Annotated in this window: 19 protein-coding genes; 11 read left to right on the forward strand and 8 right to left on the reverse strand. The window is 45.1% G+C overall.

Going from position 1 to position 17,991, the window contains the following annotated elements; all coding sequences use genetic code 11:
* Positions 1–80: 80 nt before the first annotated feature.
* From yclJ to WA325_RS14595, 4 genes are all read left to right on the forward strand, one after another.
* On the forward strand, positions 81–764 hold the full coding sequence (yclJ, locus tag WA325_RS14580; RefSeq protein WP_024120210.1) for a two-component system response regulator YclJ: 684 nt from the start codon (positions 81–83) through the stop codon (positions 762–764).
* Complete coding sequence (locus tag WA325_RS14585; RefSeq protein WP_336183858.1) at positions 751–2,166, forward strand: HAMP domain-containing sensor histidine kinase; 1,416 nt, start codon at positions 751–753, stop codon at positions 2,164–2,166. Before yclJ ends, WA325_RS14585 begins: the two co-directional genes overlap by 14 nt.
* A gap of 180 nt (positions 2,167–2,346) precedes the next feature.
* The gene (gene rapC, locus WA325_RS14590) at positions 2,347–3,495 is read left to right on the forward strand and encodes a response regulator aspartate phosphatase RapC (protein WP_024120212.1); all 1,149 of its coding nucleotides are present in this window, start codon (positions 2,347–2,349) and stop codon (positions 3,493–3,495) included.
* Positions 3,479–3,601, forward strand: a complete 123-nt coding sequence (locus WA325_RS14595) for a PhrC/PhrF family phosphatase-inhibitory pheromone (protein WP_024120213.1) — start codon at positions 3,479–3,481, stop codon at positions 3,599–3,601. Before rapC ends, WA325_RS14595 begins: the two co-directional genes overlap by 17 nt.
* A 105-nt stretch (positions 3,602–3,706) precedes the next feature.
* Here the strand turns inward: WA325_RS14595 and WA325_RS14600 are convergent, their stop codons facing one another.
* The 3 genes from WA325_RS14600 to WA325_RS14610 form a co-directional block, all read right to left on the reverse strand.
* The gene (locus WA325_RS14600) at positions 3,707–3,799 is read right to left on the reverse strand and encodes a YjcZ family sporulation protein (protein WP_083504413.1); all 93 of its coding nucleotides are present in this window, start codon (positions 3,797–3,799) and stop codon (positions 3,707–3,709) included.
* Between the two features lie 146 nt (positions 3,800–3,945).
* Positions 3,946–4,056 (reverse strand): YjcZ family sporulation protein, encoded by a 111-nt coding sequence (locus WA325_RS14605; protein WP_336183859.1) that lies wholly within the window; start codon positions 4,054–4,056, stop codon positions 3,946–3,948.
* Between the two features lie 151 nt (positions 4,057–4,207).
* Positions 4,208–5,572 carry an aspartate kinase gene (locus WA325_RS14610; protein WP_059291959.1) on the reverse strand — a complete coding sequence of 455 codons (1,365 nt, stop codon included), beginning with the start codon at positions 5,570–5,572 and terminating at the stop codon, positions 4,208–4,210.
* A gap of 384 nt (positions 5,573–5,956) precedes the next feature.
* Here WA325_RS14610 and yclN point away from each other — a divergent pair, with 384 nt between their 5' ends.
* Genes yclN through WA325_RS14630 form a run of 4 tightly spaced genes read left to right on the forward strand, consistent with a single transcriptional unit; the run spans position 5,957 to position 9,574 of the window.
* Positions 5,957–6,907 carry a petrobactin ABC transporter permease YclN gene (gene yclN, locus WA325_RS14615; RefSeq protein WP_010333025.1) on the forward strand — a complete coding sequence of 317 codons (951 nt, stop codon included), beginning with the start codon at positions 5,957–5,959 and terminating at the stop codon, positions 6,905–6,907.
* The gene (gene yclO / locus WA325_RS14620) at positions 6,900–7,847 is read left to right on the forward strand and encodes a petrobactin ABC transporter permease YclO (RefSeq protein ID WP_336183860.1); all 948 of its coding nucleotides are present in this window, start codon (positions 6,900–6,902) and stop codon (positions 7,845–7,847) included. Before yclN ends, yclO begins: the two co-directional genes overlap by 8 nt.
* The gene (gene yclP, locus WA325_RS14625; protein WP_095714087.1) at positions 7,841–8,599 is read left to right on the forward strand and encodes a petrobactin ABC transporter ATP-binding protein YclP; all 759 of its coding nucleotides are present in this window, start codon (positions 7,841–7,843) and stop codon (positions 8,597–8,599) included. Before yclO ends, yclP begins: the two co-directional genes overlap by 7 nt.
* Positions 8,600–8,620: 21 nt before the next feature.
* Positions 8,621–9,574 carry a siderophore ABC transporter substrate-binding protein gene (locus WA325_RS14630; RefSeq protein ID WP_336183861.1) on the forward strand — a complete coding sequence of 318 codons (954 nt, stop codon included), beginning with the start codon at positions 8,621–8,623 and terminating at the stop codon, positions 9,572–9,574.
* 48 nt (positions 9,575–9,622) lie between these two features.
* On the opposite strand, the gene WA325_RS14635 is transcribed toward WA325_RS14630, so the two are convergent.
* The 4 genes from WA325_RS14635 to WA325_RS14650 all read right to left on the reverse strand — a co-directional run bounded on the left by WA325_RS14635 (position 9,623) and on the right by WA325_RS14650 (position 13,154).
* Positions 9,623–11,041: an MDR family MFS transporter gene (locus WA325_RS14635; protein WP_095714088.1), complete on the reverse strand. Its 1,419-nt coding sequence runs from the start codon at positions 11,039–11,041 to the stop codon at positions 9,623–9,625.
* An 18-nt stretch (positions 11,042–11,059) separates the two neighbouring features.
* Positions 11,060–11,938 (reverse strand): TetR/AcrR family transcriptional regulator, encoded by an 879-nt coding sequence (locus WA325_RS14640; protein WP_105955205.1) that lies wholly within the window; start codon positions 11,936–11,938, stop codon positions 11,060–11,062.
* A 162-nt stretch (positions 11,939–12,100) separates the two neighbouring features.
* On the reverse strand, positions 12,101–12,850 hold the full coding sequence (locus WA325_RS14645; protein WP_202853236.1) for an NADPH-dependent oxidoreductase: 750 nt from the start codon (positions 12,848–12,850) through the stop codon (positions 12,101–12,103).
* A gap of 16 nt (positions 12,851–12,866) precedes the next feature.
* Entirely contained in the window at positions 12,867–13,154 is a 288-nt protein-coding gene (locus tag WA325_RS14650; RefSeq protein WP_024120223.1) for a putative quinol monooxygenase, read from the reverse strand.
* A 140-nt stretch (positions 13,155–13,294) separates the two neighbouring features.
* On the opposite strand from WA325_RS14650, the gene WA325_RS14655 reads away from it, so the two are divergent.
* Positions 13,295–13,609 carry an ArsR/SmtB family transcription factor gene (locus WA325_RS14655; RefSeq protein ID WP_024120224.1) on the forward strand — a complete coding sequence of 105 codons (315 nt, stop codon included), beginning with the start codon at positions 13,295–13,297 and terminating at the stop codon, positions 13,607–13,609.
* Between the two features lies 1 nt (position 13,610).
* Here WA325_RS14655 and gabR read toward each other — a convergent pair whose 3' ends face one another.
* Positions 13,611–15,050 carry a MocR-like transcriptional regulator GabR gene (gabR, locus tag WA325_RS14660; protein ID WP_336183862.1) on the reverse strand — a complete coding sequence of 480 codons (1,440 nt, stop codon included), beginning with the start codon at positions 15,048–15,050 and terminating at the stop codon, positions 13,611–13,613.
* Positions 15,051–15,155: 105 nt separating this feature from the next.
* Here gabR and gabT point away from each other — a divergent pair, with 105 nt between their 5' ends.
* Both gabT and gabD read left to right on the forward strand, forming a co-directional pair.
* A complete protein-coding gene (gene gabT, locus WA325_RS14665) occupies positions 15,156–16,469 on the forward strand; it encodes a 4-aminobutyrate--2-oxoglutarate transaminase (RefSeq protein ID WP_336183863.1) in 1,314 nt (437 codons plus the stop codon).
* Positions 16,470–16,539: 70 nt separating this feature from the next.
* A complete protein-coding gene (gabD, locus tag WA325_RS14670) occupies positions 16,540–17,928 on the forward strand; it encodes a succinate-semialdehyde dehydrogenase (RefSeq protein WP_336183864.1) in 1,389 nt (462 codons plus the stop codon).
* Positions 17,929–17,991 lie beyond the last annotated feature (63 nt).

Genomic DNA, 17,991 nt, shown 5'->3' on the forward strand with positions numbered 1-17,991 from the left:
CTAACAATTGTGAAACCCAAAATTCTCTGTATAAAATGGTGCTATTATATAAAAAAGCATCAAAACAATCGGAGGATCCAATGAAAATTTTAATGATAGAAGATAACGTTAGTGTTTGTACGATGACAGAGATGTTCTTTTTTAAAGAAGGTTTTGAAGCTGAATTTGTTCATGACGGTTTAGAGGGGTATCAGCGCTTTGCGGAAGAGAATTGGGATTTGGTGATTCTGGATATTATGCTTCCGTCTATGGACGGCGTAACCATCTGCAGAAAAATAAGAGAGACAAGCACGGTTCCGATTATCATGCTGACTGCCAGAGACACCGAATCAGATCAGGTGATCGGCTTTGAGATGGGTGCGGACGATTATGTGACGAAGCCATTCAGCCCGCTGACATTGGTTGCCCGCATCAAAGCCGTGAACAGAAGATATCAGGCGACGGGCAAGGCGGCAGCGGAAGAAGATACGATTGAATCGGAATGCTTTAAAATTAATAAAAAGACGAGAGAAGTATTTTTAAATGGGGAGCCTGTTGAAAACCTCACGCCTAAGGAATTTGACCTGCTTTATTACCTTGTGCAGAACCCGCGGCAGGTGTTTTCCAGAGAGCAGCTGCTTGAGCAGGTATGGGGCTATCAGTTCTACGGAGACGAACGGACTGTCGATGTTCATATTAAACGGCTGCGGAAAAAGCTTGCAAGTGAGGACAGGCCTTTCCTATATACTGTATGGGGAGTAGGGTATAAATTTGATGAGGATTAAATATTTATATCAGCTGTTGCTGAGCCATGTCAGCATATTAATTTTAGCATTTGTTATCATTATTTCTCTTTTTTCTCACTTCGTGAAAGAGTTTGCCTACCAAAATAAAGTAGAGGAACTGACGTCATATGCGGTGCAGATTGCTAGCGAATTTCAAACCGGCCAGGTTGATATGCGCCGGCTGTACCCATATCAGGATATATTACGCACAAGAAAGACACAGTTTATCATCTTTAATGAAGCACAGCAGCCTTATTTTCACCCTGAAGACTTTCACCCACGGGAAAAGCTGAAGAAAGCGGAGTGGGAGAAGCTGAAAAAAGGGCAGGTGGTCATGAACAGAGCGGATGGCCGTTTTAACGATGAGGTTTCCCTTGTTGCACAGCCGATTTTTGTTAACAATGAATTTAAAGGCGCGGTACTGCTGATTTCTCCAATCAGCGGCGTAGAGCAAATGATTAACCAGGTCAACCTCTATATGTTTTACGCCATAATCAGCACGCTTGTCATTACCATTCTCGTCAGCTGGCTGCTTTCCAAATTCCATGTGAAACGCATTCAAAAGCTGAGAGAAGCAACGGATAAAGTAGCTTCCGGCGACTATGACATCCACTTGGAAAACGGCTACCGGGATGAAATCGGGGTGCTGGCGTCTGACTTTAATATCATGGCGAAAAAATTAAAGCAGTCAAAGGATGAAATCGACCGGCTTGAGAAGCGGAGAAGGCAGTTTATTGCCGATGTATCCCATGAATTAAGAACGCCGCTGACAACCATTAACGGTTTGGTTGAAGGGCTGAACAGCAATACGATTCCAGACGAGAATAAAGAAAAATGCTTCTCGCTCATCAGTGAGGAAACGAAGCGAATGCTGCGTCTCGTAAAAGAAAATCTCGATTACGAAAAAATCAGATCACAGCAAATCACCCTGAACAAGCTTGACGTTCCGCTGATTGAGGTATTCGAAATCATGAAAGAGCACCTTGAACAGCAGGCGGAAGAAAAGCAAAATAAGCTGATGATTCAGGTGGAGGACAGCGTGATCGTTCATGCCGACTATGACCGGTTAATTCAAATCCTCGTGAACATTACGAAAAACAGCATCCAATTTACGCATCAAGGTGACATTTGGCTGCGGGGAACAGAAGGATATAAAGAGACCATTATCGAAATTGAAGATACGGGAATCGGCATTTCAAAAGAGGATATCGAGCATATTTGGGAGCGGTTCTACAAAGCTGATATTTCAAGAACGAACACGGCGTACGGAGAATACGGCCTCGGCCTCTCCATCGTCAAGCAGCTTGTTGAAATGCATCAAGGCACAATAGACATTAAGAGTGAACAAGGGAAAGGCACAACATTCATTATCCGCCTTCCCTTACCTGCAAAACAGCAATAAATCACGTAAGGCGGCGGCATATCGTCAGATGCTGCCGCCTTCTTCTTTCTAACAGCGCTTCGGTATTCCTTTTTTTATTGCGTGCTCCCGAAATAAAGATTGCGTGTTTTTCGGGTTAGGACAGTCTGTAAACATGATAAAATATGACATAAACAGTTTTTGATGGGAGAGGGTGAAGGAATGAAGAGCGGGGTAATTCCTTCTTCAGCGGTCGGTCAAAAAATTAACGAGTGGTACAAATATATCCGGACCTTCAGCGTGCCGGATGCCGAGGTGCTAAAAGCTGAAATCCAGCAGGAACTGAAACACATGCAGCATGATTCCAACTTGCTGTTATATTACTCACTAATGGAATTTCGCCACCAGCTTATGCTTGATTATCTCGAGCCGCTGGAGAAATTAAATATCGAAGACCAGCCAAGCCTGTCTGAATTATCACGAAATATAGACAGCAACCAAGCTGATCTGAAAGGGCTTCTCGATTATTATGTGAATTTTTTCCGCGGAATGTATGAGTTTGATAAGCGGGAATTTATTTCTGCCATTACATATTACAAACAGGCGGAGAAAAAACTTTCTTTTGTTTCCGATCATATTGAACGGGCTGAATTTTATTTTAAAATCGCGGAAGCTTATTATTATATGAAGCAAACGTACTTTTCATTGATTCATATCAAAAATGCATATGAAATTTATGTAGAGCAGGAAACCTATAATGTTCGGATTATCCAATGCCATTTTGTGTTCGGGGTTAACCTCATGGATGAGAGAAATTTTGAACAAGCCGCACGGCATTTCAAATTGGCGCTGGAGATGGCGGAAGCGGAACAAAAAGCCCAATTGGTCGGAAGAGCATTTTATAATTTAGGGCTGTGTTATTACAATCAAGACCTTCTCGACCCTGCCATTGAACATTTTGAGAAAGCGGTTTCCACTTTTGAAAACAGCAGAATCACCAATTCTCTGCCTCAAGCATATTTTTTAATAACACTTATTTATTATAAACGCGGAAAACATGAGAAGGCCTCGGAATATCACAAGAGGGGCTATGAATATGCTAAAGAAACAGACGATGCAGATTACGCGGTAAAATTTGAGTTTTTACAATCCCTATATCAGGCACAGCCCAATACAGAAGGAATCGAACGATGTTTCCGATATTTAAAAAATAAAAATATGTATGCTGATATAGAGGATTTAGGCCTAGAAGTAGCAAAATATTACTATGAACAAAAATGGTTTGAACTGTCTGCTTCCTACTTTCTTAGAGTTGAAGAGGCAAGAAAACAAATACAAAGGAGTGAAGGTTTGTATGAAATTGAAATCTAAGTTATTTGTTATTTGTTTGGCTGCAGCAGCTGTTTTTACAGCGGTTGGCGTCTCTGAACATGCTGAAGCATCCGACTTTCATGTCACAGAAAGAGGAATGACGTAAGAACCAGGCCCCTTCTCAATAAGAGAAGGGGTTTTCTTTTAAAGAAACAGCAACGCAGGATATGGCCCTTACGGCGCCGCCTGATTCATGGAGATTCCTTTTTTCTTAGAAGCCTCCGTTAAAAAACGCAGCTCCCACGATAATTAAGAGGATAAATAACACAACAATCAAAGCAAAAGAGTTTCCGTAACCAGACATCTGTGCCACCTCCTTGTGAGATTACTTTATGATATGCTGCATAAACGCGGCGGACAGGGCTTTCAGGATATAGATTGAAAAATAAAGAAAACAACTAAAAAACGCCGCATGACAATGATATTGTCTTACGGCGCTGTACTGCAGACTTAGAAGCCTCTTGTAAATGCAGTACCTACGATAATCAATAGAATAAACAATACAACGATCAAAGCGAAAGAACCGGAGCCGTAACCGCCGCCGTTAACGTATCCTGACATAAGGCTTCACCTCCCTATGATGGATACTACAAAATATGCGGACACGGCCGGATTGATAGGGATAATAGTGGACAAGGCAAAAAATGAACAATTCGGCTATCGCGGCGGGCAATATAAAAAGCGGGCCCTGCCGCCCGCTTTTATGTATAGATTAAGAGACCAGCACACCCGCGAAAAACTCCCGGTATAATGCTTGGACGGCTTTTCTTTCTTCGGCTTCCTTTACGCCGAACATCATGCTCACTTCAGAAGATCCTTGGTTAATCATTTCGATATTCACTTTCGCCTCTGATAAGGCTTTGGCTGCTCTTGCTGTTGTGCCGACATTATGGCGCATTGCTTCTCCTACAACCATAATCAGCGCCAGATTGTGCTCGACAATGACTTCATCGGCATGAAGGTTCTCTTTAATCTGCTTCATTACGCTTCGTTCGGCCGAAGCATCCATTTGGCCCTGTCTTAAGATGATCGTCATGTCATCAATTCCCGATGGAACATGCTCATACGTCAAACCGTGTTCTTCTAGGATTTGAAGGGCTCTGCGGCCAAACCCGATTTCTCTGTTCATTAAATACTTGCTGATATAAATGCTGCAAAAGCCGGTATCGCTGGCAATGCCGACGACAGGACCGTTTGTGTTATCGCGTTTGCTGACGACGCGTGTCCCGTTCGCCGACGGGTTGTTCGTATTTTTGATCTGCACGGGAATGCCCGCTCTGAAGGCCGGAATGAGCGCTTCATCATGAAACACTGAAAAGCCTGCGTACGACAGCTCGCGCATCTCTCTGTATGTCAGCTCGTGGATTTCCTTCGGGTTCTCAACAATGGAAGGATTAACAGAGTACACGGCATCTACATCAGTAAAGTTTTCGTACAGATCGGCCTGAAGACCGTTGGCCAAAATGGAGCCTGTAATATCAGAACCGCTCCGTGAGAAAGTCATCACATCGCCATCCTTGCTGAACCCGAAAAAGCCGGGGAATATGATGAGGCCTTCCCGCTCTCTCAGCTGAAAGAGATTTTGATACGATTCAGGCAGCACCTGCGCGTTGCCGGGTTCTTTTGTTACAAAAAGGCCGGCATCCTTCGGGTTCACATATTCTGCTTTCACGCCTTTGTGGCGGAAATAGGCGGCAATCAGCTTAGCGTTGTTATCCTCACCGCTTGCTTTGACTGCGTCCAAATATTGTACGGGATTGCTTTTATCTCCTTCTAAAAGCGTAAACAAATCATCACGGATTTTTTCTATAATACAAGGCTCAAGCTGAAGCTCATTTGCGATCAGAGCATACCGTTCAATGACCGCTTCCGCCAGTTCAGGGGCGCTGCCGGATGATAAATACTGTTCAGCGCATGCGATTAAGAGATCAGTCACTTTCGTATCCTCGGAATAGCGTTTGCCCGGAGCCGAAACCACTACAGCTTTACGCGCGGGATCTGAGGTTACGATTTGAAACACCTTTTCAAGCTGTGCGCCTGAAGCGAGTGAGCTGCCTCCAAATTTAACGACCTTCATGTTTACATCTCCTAATGTTTAAATTTTCACACAAATTTAGTATTTATTATCCCTCTTTCAGTTCGGTAAATCAAGGAGAAATTTCTTTGTGGAATGAACATTTGTATTTATAGAGAGGAATTATGTCAGGTTTGATGACGAAGCTGATGCATAATGAAGTTAAATATGGTAAACAGACTAACGATTTGTGATGGAAAATGGTTTGAATGATTAGTAAAATTGAATAGATAACGAAGTTAATATTTTTAAAGAATATTGACTAACACTAGAAAAATGGTAATATGTAAATGATAATGATAATCAATTACTATATGGCCATATTGTTTTGAGTCCTTGCGGAGTAGGAGATACGTTCTTTTTGCTGTGAGGATGTAAGGAGGCAGCATGAAGCTACGTTACTTATTTTTTCTACTTATCATATTAGCAGTCACTTCTGTATTTATCGGCGTAGAAGATCTGTCGCCGCTTGATCTCTTTGATTTAAGCAAAGAAGAGGCGTCAACGCTCTTTGCCAGCCGTTTGCCGCGGCTGATCAGCATTCTAATCGCGGGCATGAGCATGAGCATCTGCGGACTGATTATGCAGCAGATCACCAGAAACAAATTCGTGTCACCGACAACGGCCGGCACGATGGACTGGGCGAGGCTGGGAATCTTAATATCCTTGCTTCTGTTTACATCGGCAAGTCCTTTAATGAAAATGCTGATTGCTTTTGTCTTTGCTTTAGTCGGCAATTTTCTGTTTATGAAAATTCTTGAAAGAATCAAGTTTAACGACACCATCTTTATTCCGCTAGTCGGTTTAATGCTCGGGAATATCGTCAGCTCAATCGCGACGTTTATCGCGTATAAATATGACCTGATCCAGAACGTGTCATCATGGCTTCAGGGGGATTTCTCCTTAGTTGTGAAAGGGAGATACGAGCTTCTTTATCTGAGTATTCCGCTTGTCATCATTGCCTATGTTTATGCGGATAAATTTACAGTGGCGGGTATGGGAGAAAGCTTTTCTGTCAACCTCGGCCTCAAGTATAAACGGGTTGTGAACATCGGGCTCATTATCGTATCCCTGATTACGTCACTTGTCATTTTGACTGTCGGTATGCTTCCGTTTCTCGGTTTAATCATCCCGAACATTGTATCGATTTACAGAGGAGACAACCTGAAAAACAGCCTGCCGCACACTGCGCTGCTGGGAGCGGTTTTTGTTCTGTTTTGCGATATATTGGGCAGAGTCATTATCTTCCCATATGAAATCTCGATTGGTCTGATGGTCGGAATCATCGGCAGCGGCATTTTCCTGTTTATGCTGTTAAGGAGAAAAGCGTATGCGTAACCAGATGAAAATTGCGTTGCTCGTTGGTATAGCCGTTGTATGTATCGGTTTGTTTCTGTTTTATGACTTAGGCAATTGGGATTACACACTGCCGAGAAGAATCAAAAAAGTCGCTGCCATTATGCTGACAGGCGGAGCGATTGCGTTTTCGACGATGATCTTCCAAACCATCTCGAATAACCGCATCCTGACGCCCAGCATTTTAGGCCTTGATTCTCTCTATATGCTGATTCAGACCGTCATCATCTTTTTGTTCGGTTCTATGAATATCGTAATCATGAATAAAAACATCAACTTCATCATCTCTGTTTTGCTGATGGTGCTGTTTTCTTTTGTTCTCTATCAGATCATGTTCAAAGGTGAGGGGAAAAATATCTTCTTCCTTCTGCTCATCGGAATCGTGTTCGGCACGCTGTTCAGCAGCCTGTCTTCCTTTATGCAGATGCTGATTGATCCGAATGAGTTTCAGGTTGTGCAGGACAAAATGTTTGCCAGCTTTAACAACATCAACACTGATTTGTTATGGCTCGCCTTCATCATCTTCCTGCTGACCGGTATCTATGTCTGGCGTTTCACGAAATTTTTTGACGTGCTGTCACTTGGCCGTGAACACGCCGTCAATTTGGGCATTAACTACGACAAAGTTGTCAAACAGATGCTGATCGTGATCGCGATCCTTGTTTCTGTTTCTACCGCGCTTGTCGGCCCGATTATGTTCTTGGGGCTTCTCGTCGTCAACCTGGCGAGAGAATTTCTGAAAACATATAAGCATTCATACTTAATCGCAGGTTCTGTTTTAATCAGCATTATTGCGTTAGTCGGGGGACAGTTTGTGGTTGAGAAAGTACTCACCTTCTCAACGACGCTGAGCGTTATTATTAATTTTGCCGGCGGGATTTATTTTATCTACTTGCTGTTAAAGGAGAATAAATCATGGTAGAGGTCAAAAATGTAAGCAAACAATATGGAGGGAAAGTTGTCCTTGAAGAGACGTCAGTCACGATTCAAAAAGGCAAAATCACCTCGTTTATCGGTCCTAACGGCGCCGGCAAAAGTACGCTGCTGTCTATTATGAGCCGCCTGATCAAAAAGGATTCCGGTGAGATTTTCATAGACGGAGAAGAGATCGGAACCTGCGACAGCAAAGAGCTTGCCAAAAAAATGAGTATTTTAAAGCAGGCGAACCAAATCAATATCAGACTGACCATCAAAGACCTTGTCAGTTTCGGCAGATTCCCTTATTCACAGGGCCGGCTGACAGAGGAAGACTGGGTTCATATCAACCAGGCGCTCAGTTATATGAAGCTGGAGGAGATTCAGGATAAGTACTTGGATCAGCTGAGCGGCGGACAGTGCCAAAGGGCTTTTATCGCAATGGTCATTGCCCAGGACACCGATTACATTTTTCTGGATGAACCGCTGAACAACCTGGATATGAAACATTCAGTTGAAATTATGAAGCTTCTGAAGAGGCTGGTAGAGGAGCTTGGAAAAACAATCGTGATCGTCATTCACGATATCAACTTTGCTTCCGTCTACTCCGATCATATCGTTGCTTTGAAAAACGGCCGAATCGTAAAAGAGGGGCCGCCGGAGGAGATGATTGAAACCTCTGTGCTCGAAGAAATCTACGATATGACCATCCCGATTCAGACGATTGATAACCAAAGAATAGGTGTTTATTTTTCTTAATATACAGAAGAGGTGAAGAGCATGAAAAAGTTTGCAATTCTATTCATCGCATTGGTGACCGCTGTTGTCATTTCCGCTTGCGGAAACCAAAGCTCAAGCAGCAAAGGTTCTGACACGAAGAAAGAACAAATGACGGTGAAACACCAGCTGGACAAAAACGGCACAAAAGTGACAAAGAACCCTAAAAAAGTCGTTGTATTTGATTTAGGAAGCTTAGATACATTAGATAAATTAGATCTTGATGATAAAGTAGCGGGCCTGCCGAAACAAGCCCTTCCTAAATATCTGTCTAAATTCAAAGATGACAAATATGCTGATGTCGGAAGCTTAAAAGAGCCAGACTTTGAAAAAGTAGCAGATTTAGACCCTGACCTGATCATTATCTCTGGCAGACAATCTGAGTCCTACAAAGAATTCTCTAATATTGCACCGACGATTTACCTTGGCGTAGATACAGCGAACTACATGGAATCATTTAAATCAGATGCACAAACAATCGGTAAAATCTTTGATAAAGAAGATGAAGTAAAAGACGAGCTCGCAACAATTGATAACTCAATTGCAGATCTTAAGAAAACAGCTGAAAAGAAAAACAAAAACGGCCTTGTGATTATGGCGAACGACGGCAAAATCAGCGCCTTTGGTTCTAAATCAAGATACGGGCTGATCCATGACGTATTCGGCGTGACACCGGCTGATAAAAATATCAAAGCGTCTACTCACGGACAAAGCGTTTCATATGAGTACATTTCAAAAACAAACCCTGATTACCTGTTTGTTATTGACCGCGGTACAGCAATCGGAGAAACATCATCTACAAAACAAGTCGTTGAAAACGACTATGTGAAAAACGTAAACGCCGTGAAAAATAATCATGTCGTTTACCTTGATTCTGCTACTTGGTACTTATCAGGAGGCGGACTTGAGTCAATGACGCAAATGATTAAAGAAGTGAAAGACGGTTTAGAGAAGTAAAACCAAAAAGAGCCTCCGCTCTCAAAGCGGGGCTCTTTTTTTATAGGATCAGCGTGCCGGCTGCTGTTCGGCAGGGCGCTGAGGTTTCTTTAATGTAAAGGATAGAAGTAAGCCGGCAAGCGCGATGCAGGCTGCCACGATAAAAGCGGCGTTCATGCCGTGCAGAGCGGCGTGTTTTACATTTGTGGTTCCTGCATGTGCTGCCTGGTTGCTCATCACGGATACCAGGAGAGCAGTTCCGATGGAGCCGCCGACTTGGCGAACCGTATTGTTCATCGCTGTTCCGTGCGGAATCAGGTGGCGCGGCAGCGCATTGATTCCGGCTGTTGTCACAGGCATCATAATCATCGCTGTCCCTAAGAGACGAACGGTATATAAAACGACAATCCAAGCCAGTGACGTATGGTCAGTCAGCTGCATAAACGGAAGTGATGTCAGGAAGATGATACAGAAACCTGCAATCGCCAGGCCTCTTCCGCCGACACGGTCAAAAATTCTTCCGATAATAGGTGACATGAAGCCCATCACAATGGCTCCCGGAAGAAGCATAAGGCCTGTATCAAAGGCTGTGACGTCTCTGACGTTTTGTGTATACAGCGGCAGAATTGTTTCTGTACCAATTAATAATGCAAAGACAAGGGTTCCCAGCAGGGTTGTTAAGCTGAAGATACCAAACGTAAATACGCGGAATTCCAGCATCGGTTTTTCAAGCTTCATCTGTCTTGTAATAAATAAGAGCAGCGCGATCACGCCCACTAGCAGTGAAATCAGAACCGTTGAGCTGGTCCATCCGTAAGAGCCGACGCTTGAGAAGCCATAGAGCAGCCCGCCAAATCCAAGTGTCGACAGGATAACTGATAAAATATCAATCTGTGTTTTTCTTAATGTCGTCACGTTTTTCATAAGAATGATAGCGAGAAGCAAATCGATCACGGCAAACGGAAGAATGATATAAAACAATGATCTCCATGAGAAAGCTTCTACTGCCCATCCTGAAAGAGTCGGTCCGATCGCGGGCGCGAAGGAGATGACCAATCCGACCATACCCATAGCCTGGCCGCGCTTTTCAATCGGAAAGATCGTTAAAAATACTGTCTGCATGAGCGGCATCATAATGCCGGCTCCGGCTGCCTGAATGATACGGGCCGCCAGCAGAACCGGAAAGTTCGGGGCAAACGTGCCGACGATTGTTCCGGCAGTGAAAATACTCATCGCCGTAATGAGAAGCGTACGGCTCGTGAATTTTTCAATTAAAAACGCAGTAATCGGAATTAAAATACCGTTCGTTAACATAAATGAAGTCGTCAGCCATTGGGCTTGGTTTGCATCTATATGAAAATCCCTCATGATATGGGGGAGAGCGGTAATTAACAGTGTCTGGTTCAAAATGGCGACAAACGCCCCGGCTAACAAAATGCCGACAATGACAGAACGGTTAAACGGTTTTTTTTCAATACTTGTGTCCAATAAGATCCCTTCTTTTCTTTAAGTAATTAACAGTGTTTTTAACATAGAAATTTGCTGTGTTAAAACACCGGTTTGTTCCAGATAGCCAATCAGTGATTTCAGTAAAAAGGCGCGGGGCGCTTCCTTTTTTGCTTCCTCTTCCAGCATGGCTGCAGCGGATGTCAGCTCATCGATATCATAATCCGCGGCGGGCAGGGAAGAGATGCCTTTATGTAATTCTTTCAGGCTTTCTGATAACAGGAGTGATTTATCCTTTGGCTGGTAGGAGGACGCCGATTGGATATAAAGCTCGATGGTCTCAGGCGGAAGCAGGGACTGCCGTGTTTCTCTGTTTTTGACAATCTGATTGAGGGTGCTGATGATAAACGCTGCAATCGGGTCAAGCTCAAGCGGTTTTTCCTCTATTTTGATCAGCATTAAAAACTCACGCATCATGCCGTGAAGAATGATCACCAAATCCCATACAAACGGGAGAATGGTTTCTCCATACGCCTGGATCAGCGAATCGCGGTGCCAGCAGATAATCGTCGATCTGGTCTGATGGATATGCTGTTTTACACGGTCATTGTGCAGCTTGGGGTTTCCGTAGGTCAGCATATTAAAAAACTGCTGATTCCGCCTGAATCCTTCCAGCTCCATTTTGACCTTTTGAATCAAACGCTCCTCCGGTGTCAGCGCGGTATTTTCCTGCAGTCTTGATGCCGCGGCCACCATTTGCTTCTGGTTAAACGTCAGCAGCTCCAAAAGCAAATCTTCCTTCGATTGAAACAGCTTATATATCGAAGCTTTTGATATCTTACATTCTTCTGCGATTGCCTGCATGGAAACCGACGTAAAATCCTTTTCAGAAAAAAGCTTCCGCGCGGCTAACAAGATTTCTGTTTTTTTATCAAGCATCTCATGGCTTCCTTCTTTCTTGAACAATAGAAAACCCATTGGTTCACAGAAAACCAATGAGTAACATTGATAAAATTTTACCAAATAAACAAAATGAAAGTCAATGGATTTTATCCGGACAATAAAAGGGGCCTGCCGGAATTCCGACAGGCCGGGTGAGGCTTATTTTTCAACTTTAAATCCTTGTGTTTCGAGCATTTCACGAATATGCGGATAGTACAGGCGCTCATAGTATGAGGCGATGCCTTGTGACCAGTTTCGTGTTTCTTTTCCGTTGGTCCGGTTTTTCATGTATTCGGACATTTGTTCATCATATGACTGAATATGTGATGTCAGCTCGTCCTGCTGCAGATACGTTTCTTTGTGATAAACCGCTGCCTTTGGAAGACGAGGTTTTTTCGCTGAACGATCAGCAGGATGGCCGATGACAAGACCCGATACAGGGAACACGTATTTCGGAAGCTGAAGCAGCTCGATCAGTTCATTTGGATTTCCGCGAACCGCGCCGATCGGAACAGTGCCAAGTCCGAGTGATTCAGCCGCTGCCGTCGCTGTGCCAAGTGCGATGCCGGCATCTACAGCGCCGACAAGAACGGATTCTAGCCCGTTTGTGATTTCCATGTTGAAGTCATGCAGATCTTCAAGCGCAATTTTTGCACGGTTGAAGTCTGCGCAGAAAAGCAAGAAAACCGGAGCTTGGTCAATCCAAGGCTGTCCGCCTGCCAGTTCGGAGATTTTCTTTTTGCGCTCTTTATCCTGAATCGCGATGACGGTTACTTGCTGCCCGTTGATAGAAGAAGGGGCTGATTGCACCGCTTGTATAATGTGGTCCAGCTGCTCTTCTGACACCGGCTCGTCCGTATAGCTGCGGATGGAGCGGTGATCTGTTAATGATTTGATTACTTCGTTCATGTGAGACATCCTTTCCTTACTCGCTGAGCTCTGTGCGTACAACATCAAGAGGAGCGCTCAGCAATTCTTTGCCTTTTGCCACAAATCCTTGGAAATGGTCTGTTTCATTATGAAATTTCATAGCGGCTTCATCTTTCCATTTTTCAAGCATGACAAATGTATTTTCTTCGCCTACTTTTTCAAAAAGGTCGTATTGGGCGTTGCCTTCCTCGGCTCTTGAATGTTGAACCAGGGATTGTGCCTCACTCAAGAATTCTTCACGTTTTTCGGGTTTTACTTTGATATAAGCTTGTAATACGATCATGTAAATCTCCTCCGTTTGTCTTTAAAATTTATTGTTCGAATTTGATCGAACTAAATGTACCATGTAATCAAAATCAGGTAAAGGAAAAACCCTCAAATAGTAAAATTGTCATTCTAATTGTTGTGTGATACATTTGTGTCATGAACATTCCAAACCATCCAGAAACAGAAACATTGCAGCTGACAAAGGTTCTTCACGCACTGAGTGATCCGCTTCGTTTAGAGCTGGTGAAGCAATTGGCCGAAGCAAAAGAGAAAACGTGCAGCACCTGTGCTGATGTACAGGTTGCAAAGTCGACCTTGTCCCACCATTTTAAAGTATTAAGAGAATCGGGCATCGCTCAAGTACGCATAGAAGGAAAGCGCCGTTATTATTCGCTTCGCACAGAAGATCTTGAAAGGGCATTTCCGGGCCTGCTTGAAGCAGTGCTGAACGTGGACCAGGAGCGCTGGTAAATCAATCCCCTGAACCGGGGATTTTTTTATGTCCATAAACAGCGCGGCGAAGTCTTTGCACACCTTCCTGAATGTCCTCTTCCCTCAGCCGTGCAAAGCCGATAATAAGCGCGGGCTTGTCCGGCTGCGGACGGCTTTCTTTTAAGCGAAACCGGCTCATCCCAAAGATTTCAAGCTGCTGGGCGGCGGCATGCGCGAGGATCTCTTGTTCTGTGCGGCAGGTGTAAAATTCAGTGACGAAATGCAGTCCCGCATTTGCCCCTTTTACCGTAATCTCCCCTCCAAACTCTGATTCTAATGCACTGATGAGGCGTTCTCTCTTTTCTTTATAATGCTGCTTCATTTTTTTTATATGCTTCTGATATTCTCCGGACTCGATAAATTCCTGCAGGGCGAGCTGGGTGAGCGACGAGCAGGTCTGCAGGTCATAGCCCCGCTTTTTGTATACCCGTAACAGCTTCGGCGGCAGAACCATGTAGCTGACCCGCAATCCGGGGAGAAGTGATTTTGAAAAGGTGCCCATATAGATGACGTTTTGAAAGCGGTCGAGGCTTTGGAGCGCCGGGATACTGTCTACATCATATTTAAATTCGCTGTCATAATCATCCTCAATAATATAGCGGCTCGGCTGCTCCGCTGCCCAGTTCAGCAGCTGAATTCTCCGGGACACAGGCATAATTGTTCCGGCCGGGAATTGATGCGAAGGGGTAGTGATTAATACATCAGGCTTCTGTCTGATGATTTCAGAAATGGATATCCCTTTTTCATCGAGCATAATCGTCTTCACCTGTTTTCCGGCATGTTGCAAAAGCTGGTACATTCGCCTGTAACCAGGCTCCTCCATCGCATACACCGCATCCTGGGGCAAAAGCTCAGTCAGCAGCTGCATCAGCACCTGGGTGCCCGCCCCGATGACGATTTGTTCCGGCCGGCATTTCACGCCCCGCGTCAGAGAGATAAGCCTTGTAATGGCGGCTCTTACCTCATATATGCCTTGCGGATGAGACATGTCGCCGAGCGTGCGGTATGAGCGGGCAGCCGCTTTTTGCTCACAGCGAAACCAGCTTTTCATTGGAAAATGATCTGTATCGGCACTCATATGAGAAAAAGATATCCAATCGCTTTGATCGATATGAACCTCTTTCAGATCATCCGGCAGTGAAGATGAGGGCTGTTCCTCAGAGGAGAATGTGTCCAGCTGTTCCACGAAAAAACCCTTTCTTTCTTCAGCGTACAAATACCCTTCGGCGAGCAGCTGCTGATAGGCTGAATTCACAGAGTTTACGCTAACCTTCAGCTTTTCAGCCAGCTCTCGTTTGGAGGGAACCTTCGAGTGGGGCAGCAGATTCCGGCTGAGGATTTCGTTTTTCAGCTTTTGATAAATCTGCTGATAGATATAATCCGCTTTTTCTGAGCGATCGAGAGTGATTGTGATGTCCATTGCGGTGTCTCCTTCTGGTACCATCAAAAAGTTATAATTGGTACTTTTCATCATACCAAAAAGAAGTCAGAATGGTAAGAAAATAATGACAGTGGGGGGATTTACATGAGTCAAACAACGGCATCAACTTTCACTACAGCAGAGTGGCAACAAAAACGGGACCGATTTGTCTCAAAAGGTGTGAGCAACGGAAACCGCAGCCTGGCGGTAAAAGGAGAGGGAGCAGAGCTGTATGATTTGGACGGCCGGAGATTTATTGATTTTGCAGGCGCTATTGGAACTTTAAACGTCGGACACTCGCATCCGAAGGTGGTAGAAGCTGTGAAGCGGCAGGCGGAGGAGCTGATCCATCCGGGCTTTAACGTCATGATGTATCCGTCTTATATTGAATTAGCTGAAAAGCTTTGCGGCATTGCGCCGGGCACTCATGAGAAAAAAGCGATTTTCCTCAATTCCGGAGCGGAAGCGGTGGAAAACGCTGTGAAAATCGCCAGAAAGTATACCAAGCGCCAAGGCGTTGTCTCGTTTACACGCGGGTTCCACGGACGCACGAATATGACAATGAGCATGACAAGCAAGGTAAAGCCGTACAAATTCGGTTTCGGCCCATTTGCATCAGAGGTATACCAGGCGCCGTTTCCGTATTATTATCAGAAGCCTGCCGAACTGAGTGATGATGCATATGACGATATGGTCATTCAAGCGTTCAATGACTTCTTTATCGCAGCAGTTGCTCCTGAAACGGTAGCGTGTGTTGTGATGGAGCCGGTGCAGGGAGAAGGCGGATTCATTATTCCTTCTAAACGGTTTGTGCAGCACGTCGCTTCCTTCTGTAAAGAACACGGCATCGTCTTTGTAGCCGATGAAATTCAAACCGGATTTGCCAGAACGGGCACTTATTTCGCGATCGAGCACTTTGATGTCGTGCCAGACCTGATCACGGTTTCGAAATCTCTTGCGGCTGGGCTGCCGTTAAGCGGTGTGATCGGACGCGCGGAAATGCTTGATGCGGCGGCGCCCGGAGAGCTCGGCGGCACGTATGCGGGAAGTCCGCTTGGGTGCGCGGCGGCATTGGCTGTTTTGGACATTATTGAAGAAGAAGGCCTGAATGCACGTTCTGAGGAAATCGGCAGGATCATTGAAGAAAAAGCGCTTGAATGGAAAACAGAATACCCGTTTATCGGTGACATCCGCAGACTTGGGGCGATGGCAGCAATCGAGATCGTCAAAGACCCTGAAACACGTGAACCTGATAAAGCGAAAGCGGCAGCCATCGCAGCGTACGCGAATCAAAACGGATTGCTGCTGCTGACAGCCGGAATCAACGGTAACATCATCCGCTTCCTGACGCCGCTGGTTATTTCAGATGATCTTCTGAATGAAGGGCTCCACATTGTGGAAGCAGGTCTGCGAGCTTAATCATTGGAAAGACCGCACACGGGTCTGCTATCATTTTAAGTAAATCCAAGAATAGAAAGGAATGTTCAATATGCCAGATCAATTAACGGTCTACAACCCGGCTACAGGCGAGGCGATCAAAACGATTCCTCAGCAATCAGCCCAAGAAGTAGAAGAAGCCATTGAACGTTCACATCAAGCGTTTAAATCATGGTCTAAAACATCAGCGAACGAAAGAGCGTCTCTTTTGAAAAAGTGGTATGAGCTAATCGTTGAACATAAAGAAGAACTTGCAGATTTAATTACGAAGGAAAACGGAAAACCGTACCAGGAAGCTGTCGGGGAGGTGCTGTACGGCGCCGGTTATATCGAATGGTTCGCGGAGGAAGCGAAGCGTGTGTACGGAAGAACCGTTCCGGCTCCGACAACCGGAAAACGAATTGTCGTGACGCGCCAGGCAGTCGGCCCAGTTGCCGCGATTACGCCTTGGAATTTTCCAAATGCGATGATTACACGTAAAGCGGCGCCTGCTCTTGCTGCCGGCTGTACGTTTATTATCAAGCCGGCGCCTGATACACCGCTGTCAGCCTATGAACTTGCACGCCTCGCATACGAAGCAGGTATACCAAAAGACGTGCTTCAGGTTGTCATCGGTGATGGCGAGGAGATCGGAAACGTTTTTACAAGCAGTCCGAAAATCCGCAAAATCACCTTTACAGGATCAACACCTGTAGGGAAAATCCTGATGAAAAACAGCGCTGATACTGTGAAACACGTATCCATGGAGCTCGGCGGACATGCCCCGCTGATTGTGGATGAAGATGCAAACATTGACCTTGCTGTTGAACAGGCAATGGTGTCTAAATACCGAAACGCGGGTCAGACTTGCGTATGCGCCAACCGGCTCATCGTCCATGAATCCATCAAAGATGAATTTGCTGCGAAACTGAGCGAGCAAGTATCAAAGCTGAAGGTGGGAAACGGACTTGAGGAAGGCGTAAACGTCGGTCCGATTATCAACAAAAGGGGCTTTGAAAAAATCGTCAGCCAAATTGATGATGCGGTTGAAAAAGGAGCGAAGGTTGTCGCTGGGGGCACTTATGAACGAAACGATGATAAAGGCTGCTACTTTGTCAATCCGACAGTGCTCGCTGACGTCGATACGTCCATGAATATCATGCACGAGGAAACATTCGGCCCTGTTGCGCCAATCGTCACTTTTACAGATATTGATGAAGCAATTGAGCTTGCCAACGATACACCGTACGGCTTGGCTGCTTATTTCTTCACAGAAAATTACCGCCGCGGCATTTATATTTCCGAGAACCTTGAGTACGGAATTATCGGCTGGAATGACGGAGGACCGTCCGCGGTTCAAGCTCCTTTCGGCGGAATGAAAGAAAGCGGAATCGGCCGTGAAGGCGGTTCAGAAGGTATCGAACCATACCTTGAAACAAAATATATGTCCATCGGTTTATAAACGAAACGATATGCTCCTGAAGAGCTGCCGGAAGATCCGGCAGCTCTTTTTTTGTTTCAGCGA

Source organism: Bacillus sp. 205(2023) (genome assembly GCF_037027485.1).
In the GTDB taxonomy this organism is placed as follows: Bacteria; Bacillota; Bacilli; order Bacillales; family Bacillaceae; genus Bacillus; species Bacillus halotolerans.

Bases quoted from the DNA above. Each gene is read 5' to 3' on its own strand.
- yclJ (WP_024120210.1), top strand. From the start codon at position 81: ATGAAAATTTTAATGATAGAAGATAACGTTAGTGTTTGTACGATGACA.
- rapC (WP_024120212.1), top strand. From the start codon at position 2,347: ATGAAGAGCGGGGTAATTCCTTCTTCAGCGGTCGGTCAAAAAATTAAC.
- WA325_RS14595 (WP_024120213.1), top strand. From the start codon at position 3,479: ATGAAATTGAAATCTAAGTTATTTGTTATTTGTTTGGCTGCAGCAGCT.
- WA325_RS14600 (WP_083504413.1), bottom strand. From the start codon at position 3,799: ATGTCTGGTTACGGAAACTCTTTTGCTTTGATTGTTGTGTTATTTATC.
- WA325_RS14605 (WP_336183859.1), bottom strand. From the start codon at position 4,056: ATGTCAGGATACGTTAACGGCGGCGGTTACGGCTCCGGTTCTTTCGCT.
- WA325_RS14610 (WP_059291959.1), bottom strand. From the start codon at position 5,572: ATGAAGGTCGTTAAATTTGGAGGCAGCTCACTCGCTTCAGGCGCACAG.
- yclN (WP_010333025.1), top strand. From the start codon at position 5,957: ATGAAGCTACGTTACTTATTTTTTCTACTTATCATATTAGCAGTCACT.
- yclO (WP_336183860.1), top strand. From the start codon at position 6,900: ATGCGTAACCAGATGAAAATTGCGTTGCTCGTTGGTATAGCCGTTGTA.
- yclP (WP_095714087.1), top strand. From the start codon at position 7,841: ATGGTAGAGGTCAAAAATGTAAGCAAACAATATGGAGGGAAAGTTGTC.
- WA325_RS14630 (WP_336183861.1), top strand. From the start codon at position 8,621: ATGAAAAAGTTTGCAATTCTATTCATCGCATTGGTGACCGCTGTTGTC.
- WA325_RS14640 (WP_105955205.1), bottom strand. From the start codon at position 11,938: ATGCTTGATAAAAAAACAGAAATCTTGTTAGCCGCGCGGAAGCTTTTT.
- WA325_RS14645 (WP_202853236.1), bottom strand. From the start codon at position 12,850: ATGAACGAAGTAATCAAATCATTAACAGATCACCGCTCCATCCGCAGC.
- WA325_RS14650 (WP_024120223.1), bottom strand. From the start codon at position 13,154: ATGATCGTATTACAAGCTTATATCAAAGTAAAACCCGAAAAACGTGAA.
- WA325_RS14655 (WP_024120224.1), top strand. From the start codon at position 13,295: ATGAACATTCCAAACCATCCAGAAACAGAAACATTGCAGCTGACAAAG.
- gabR (WP_336183862.1), bottom strand. From the start codon at position 15,050: ATGGACATCACAATCACTCTCGATCGCTCAGAAAAAGCGGATTATATC.
- gabT (WP_336183863.1), top strand. From the start codon at position 15,156: ATGAGTCAAACAACGGCATCAACTTTCACTACAGCAGAGTGGCAACAA.
- gabD (WP_336183864.1), top strand. From the start codon at position 16,540: ATGCCAGATCAATTAACGGTCTACAACCCGGCTACAGGCGAGGCGATC.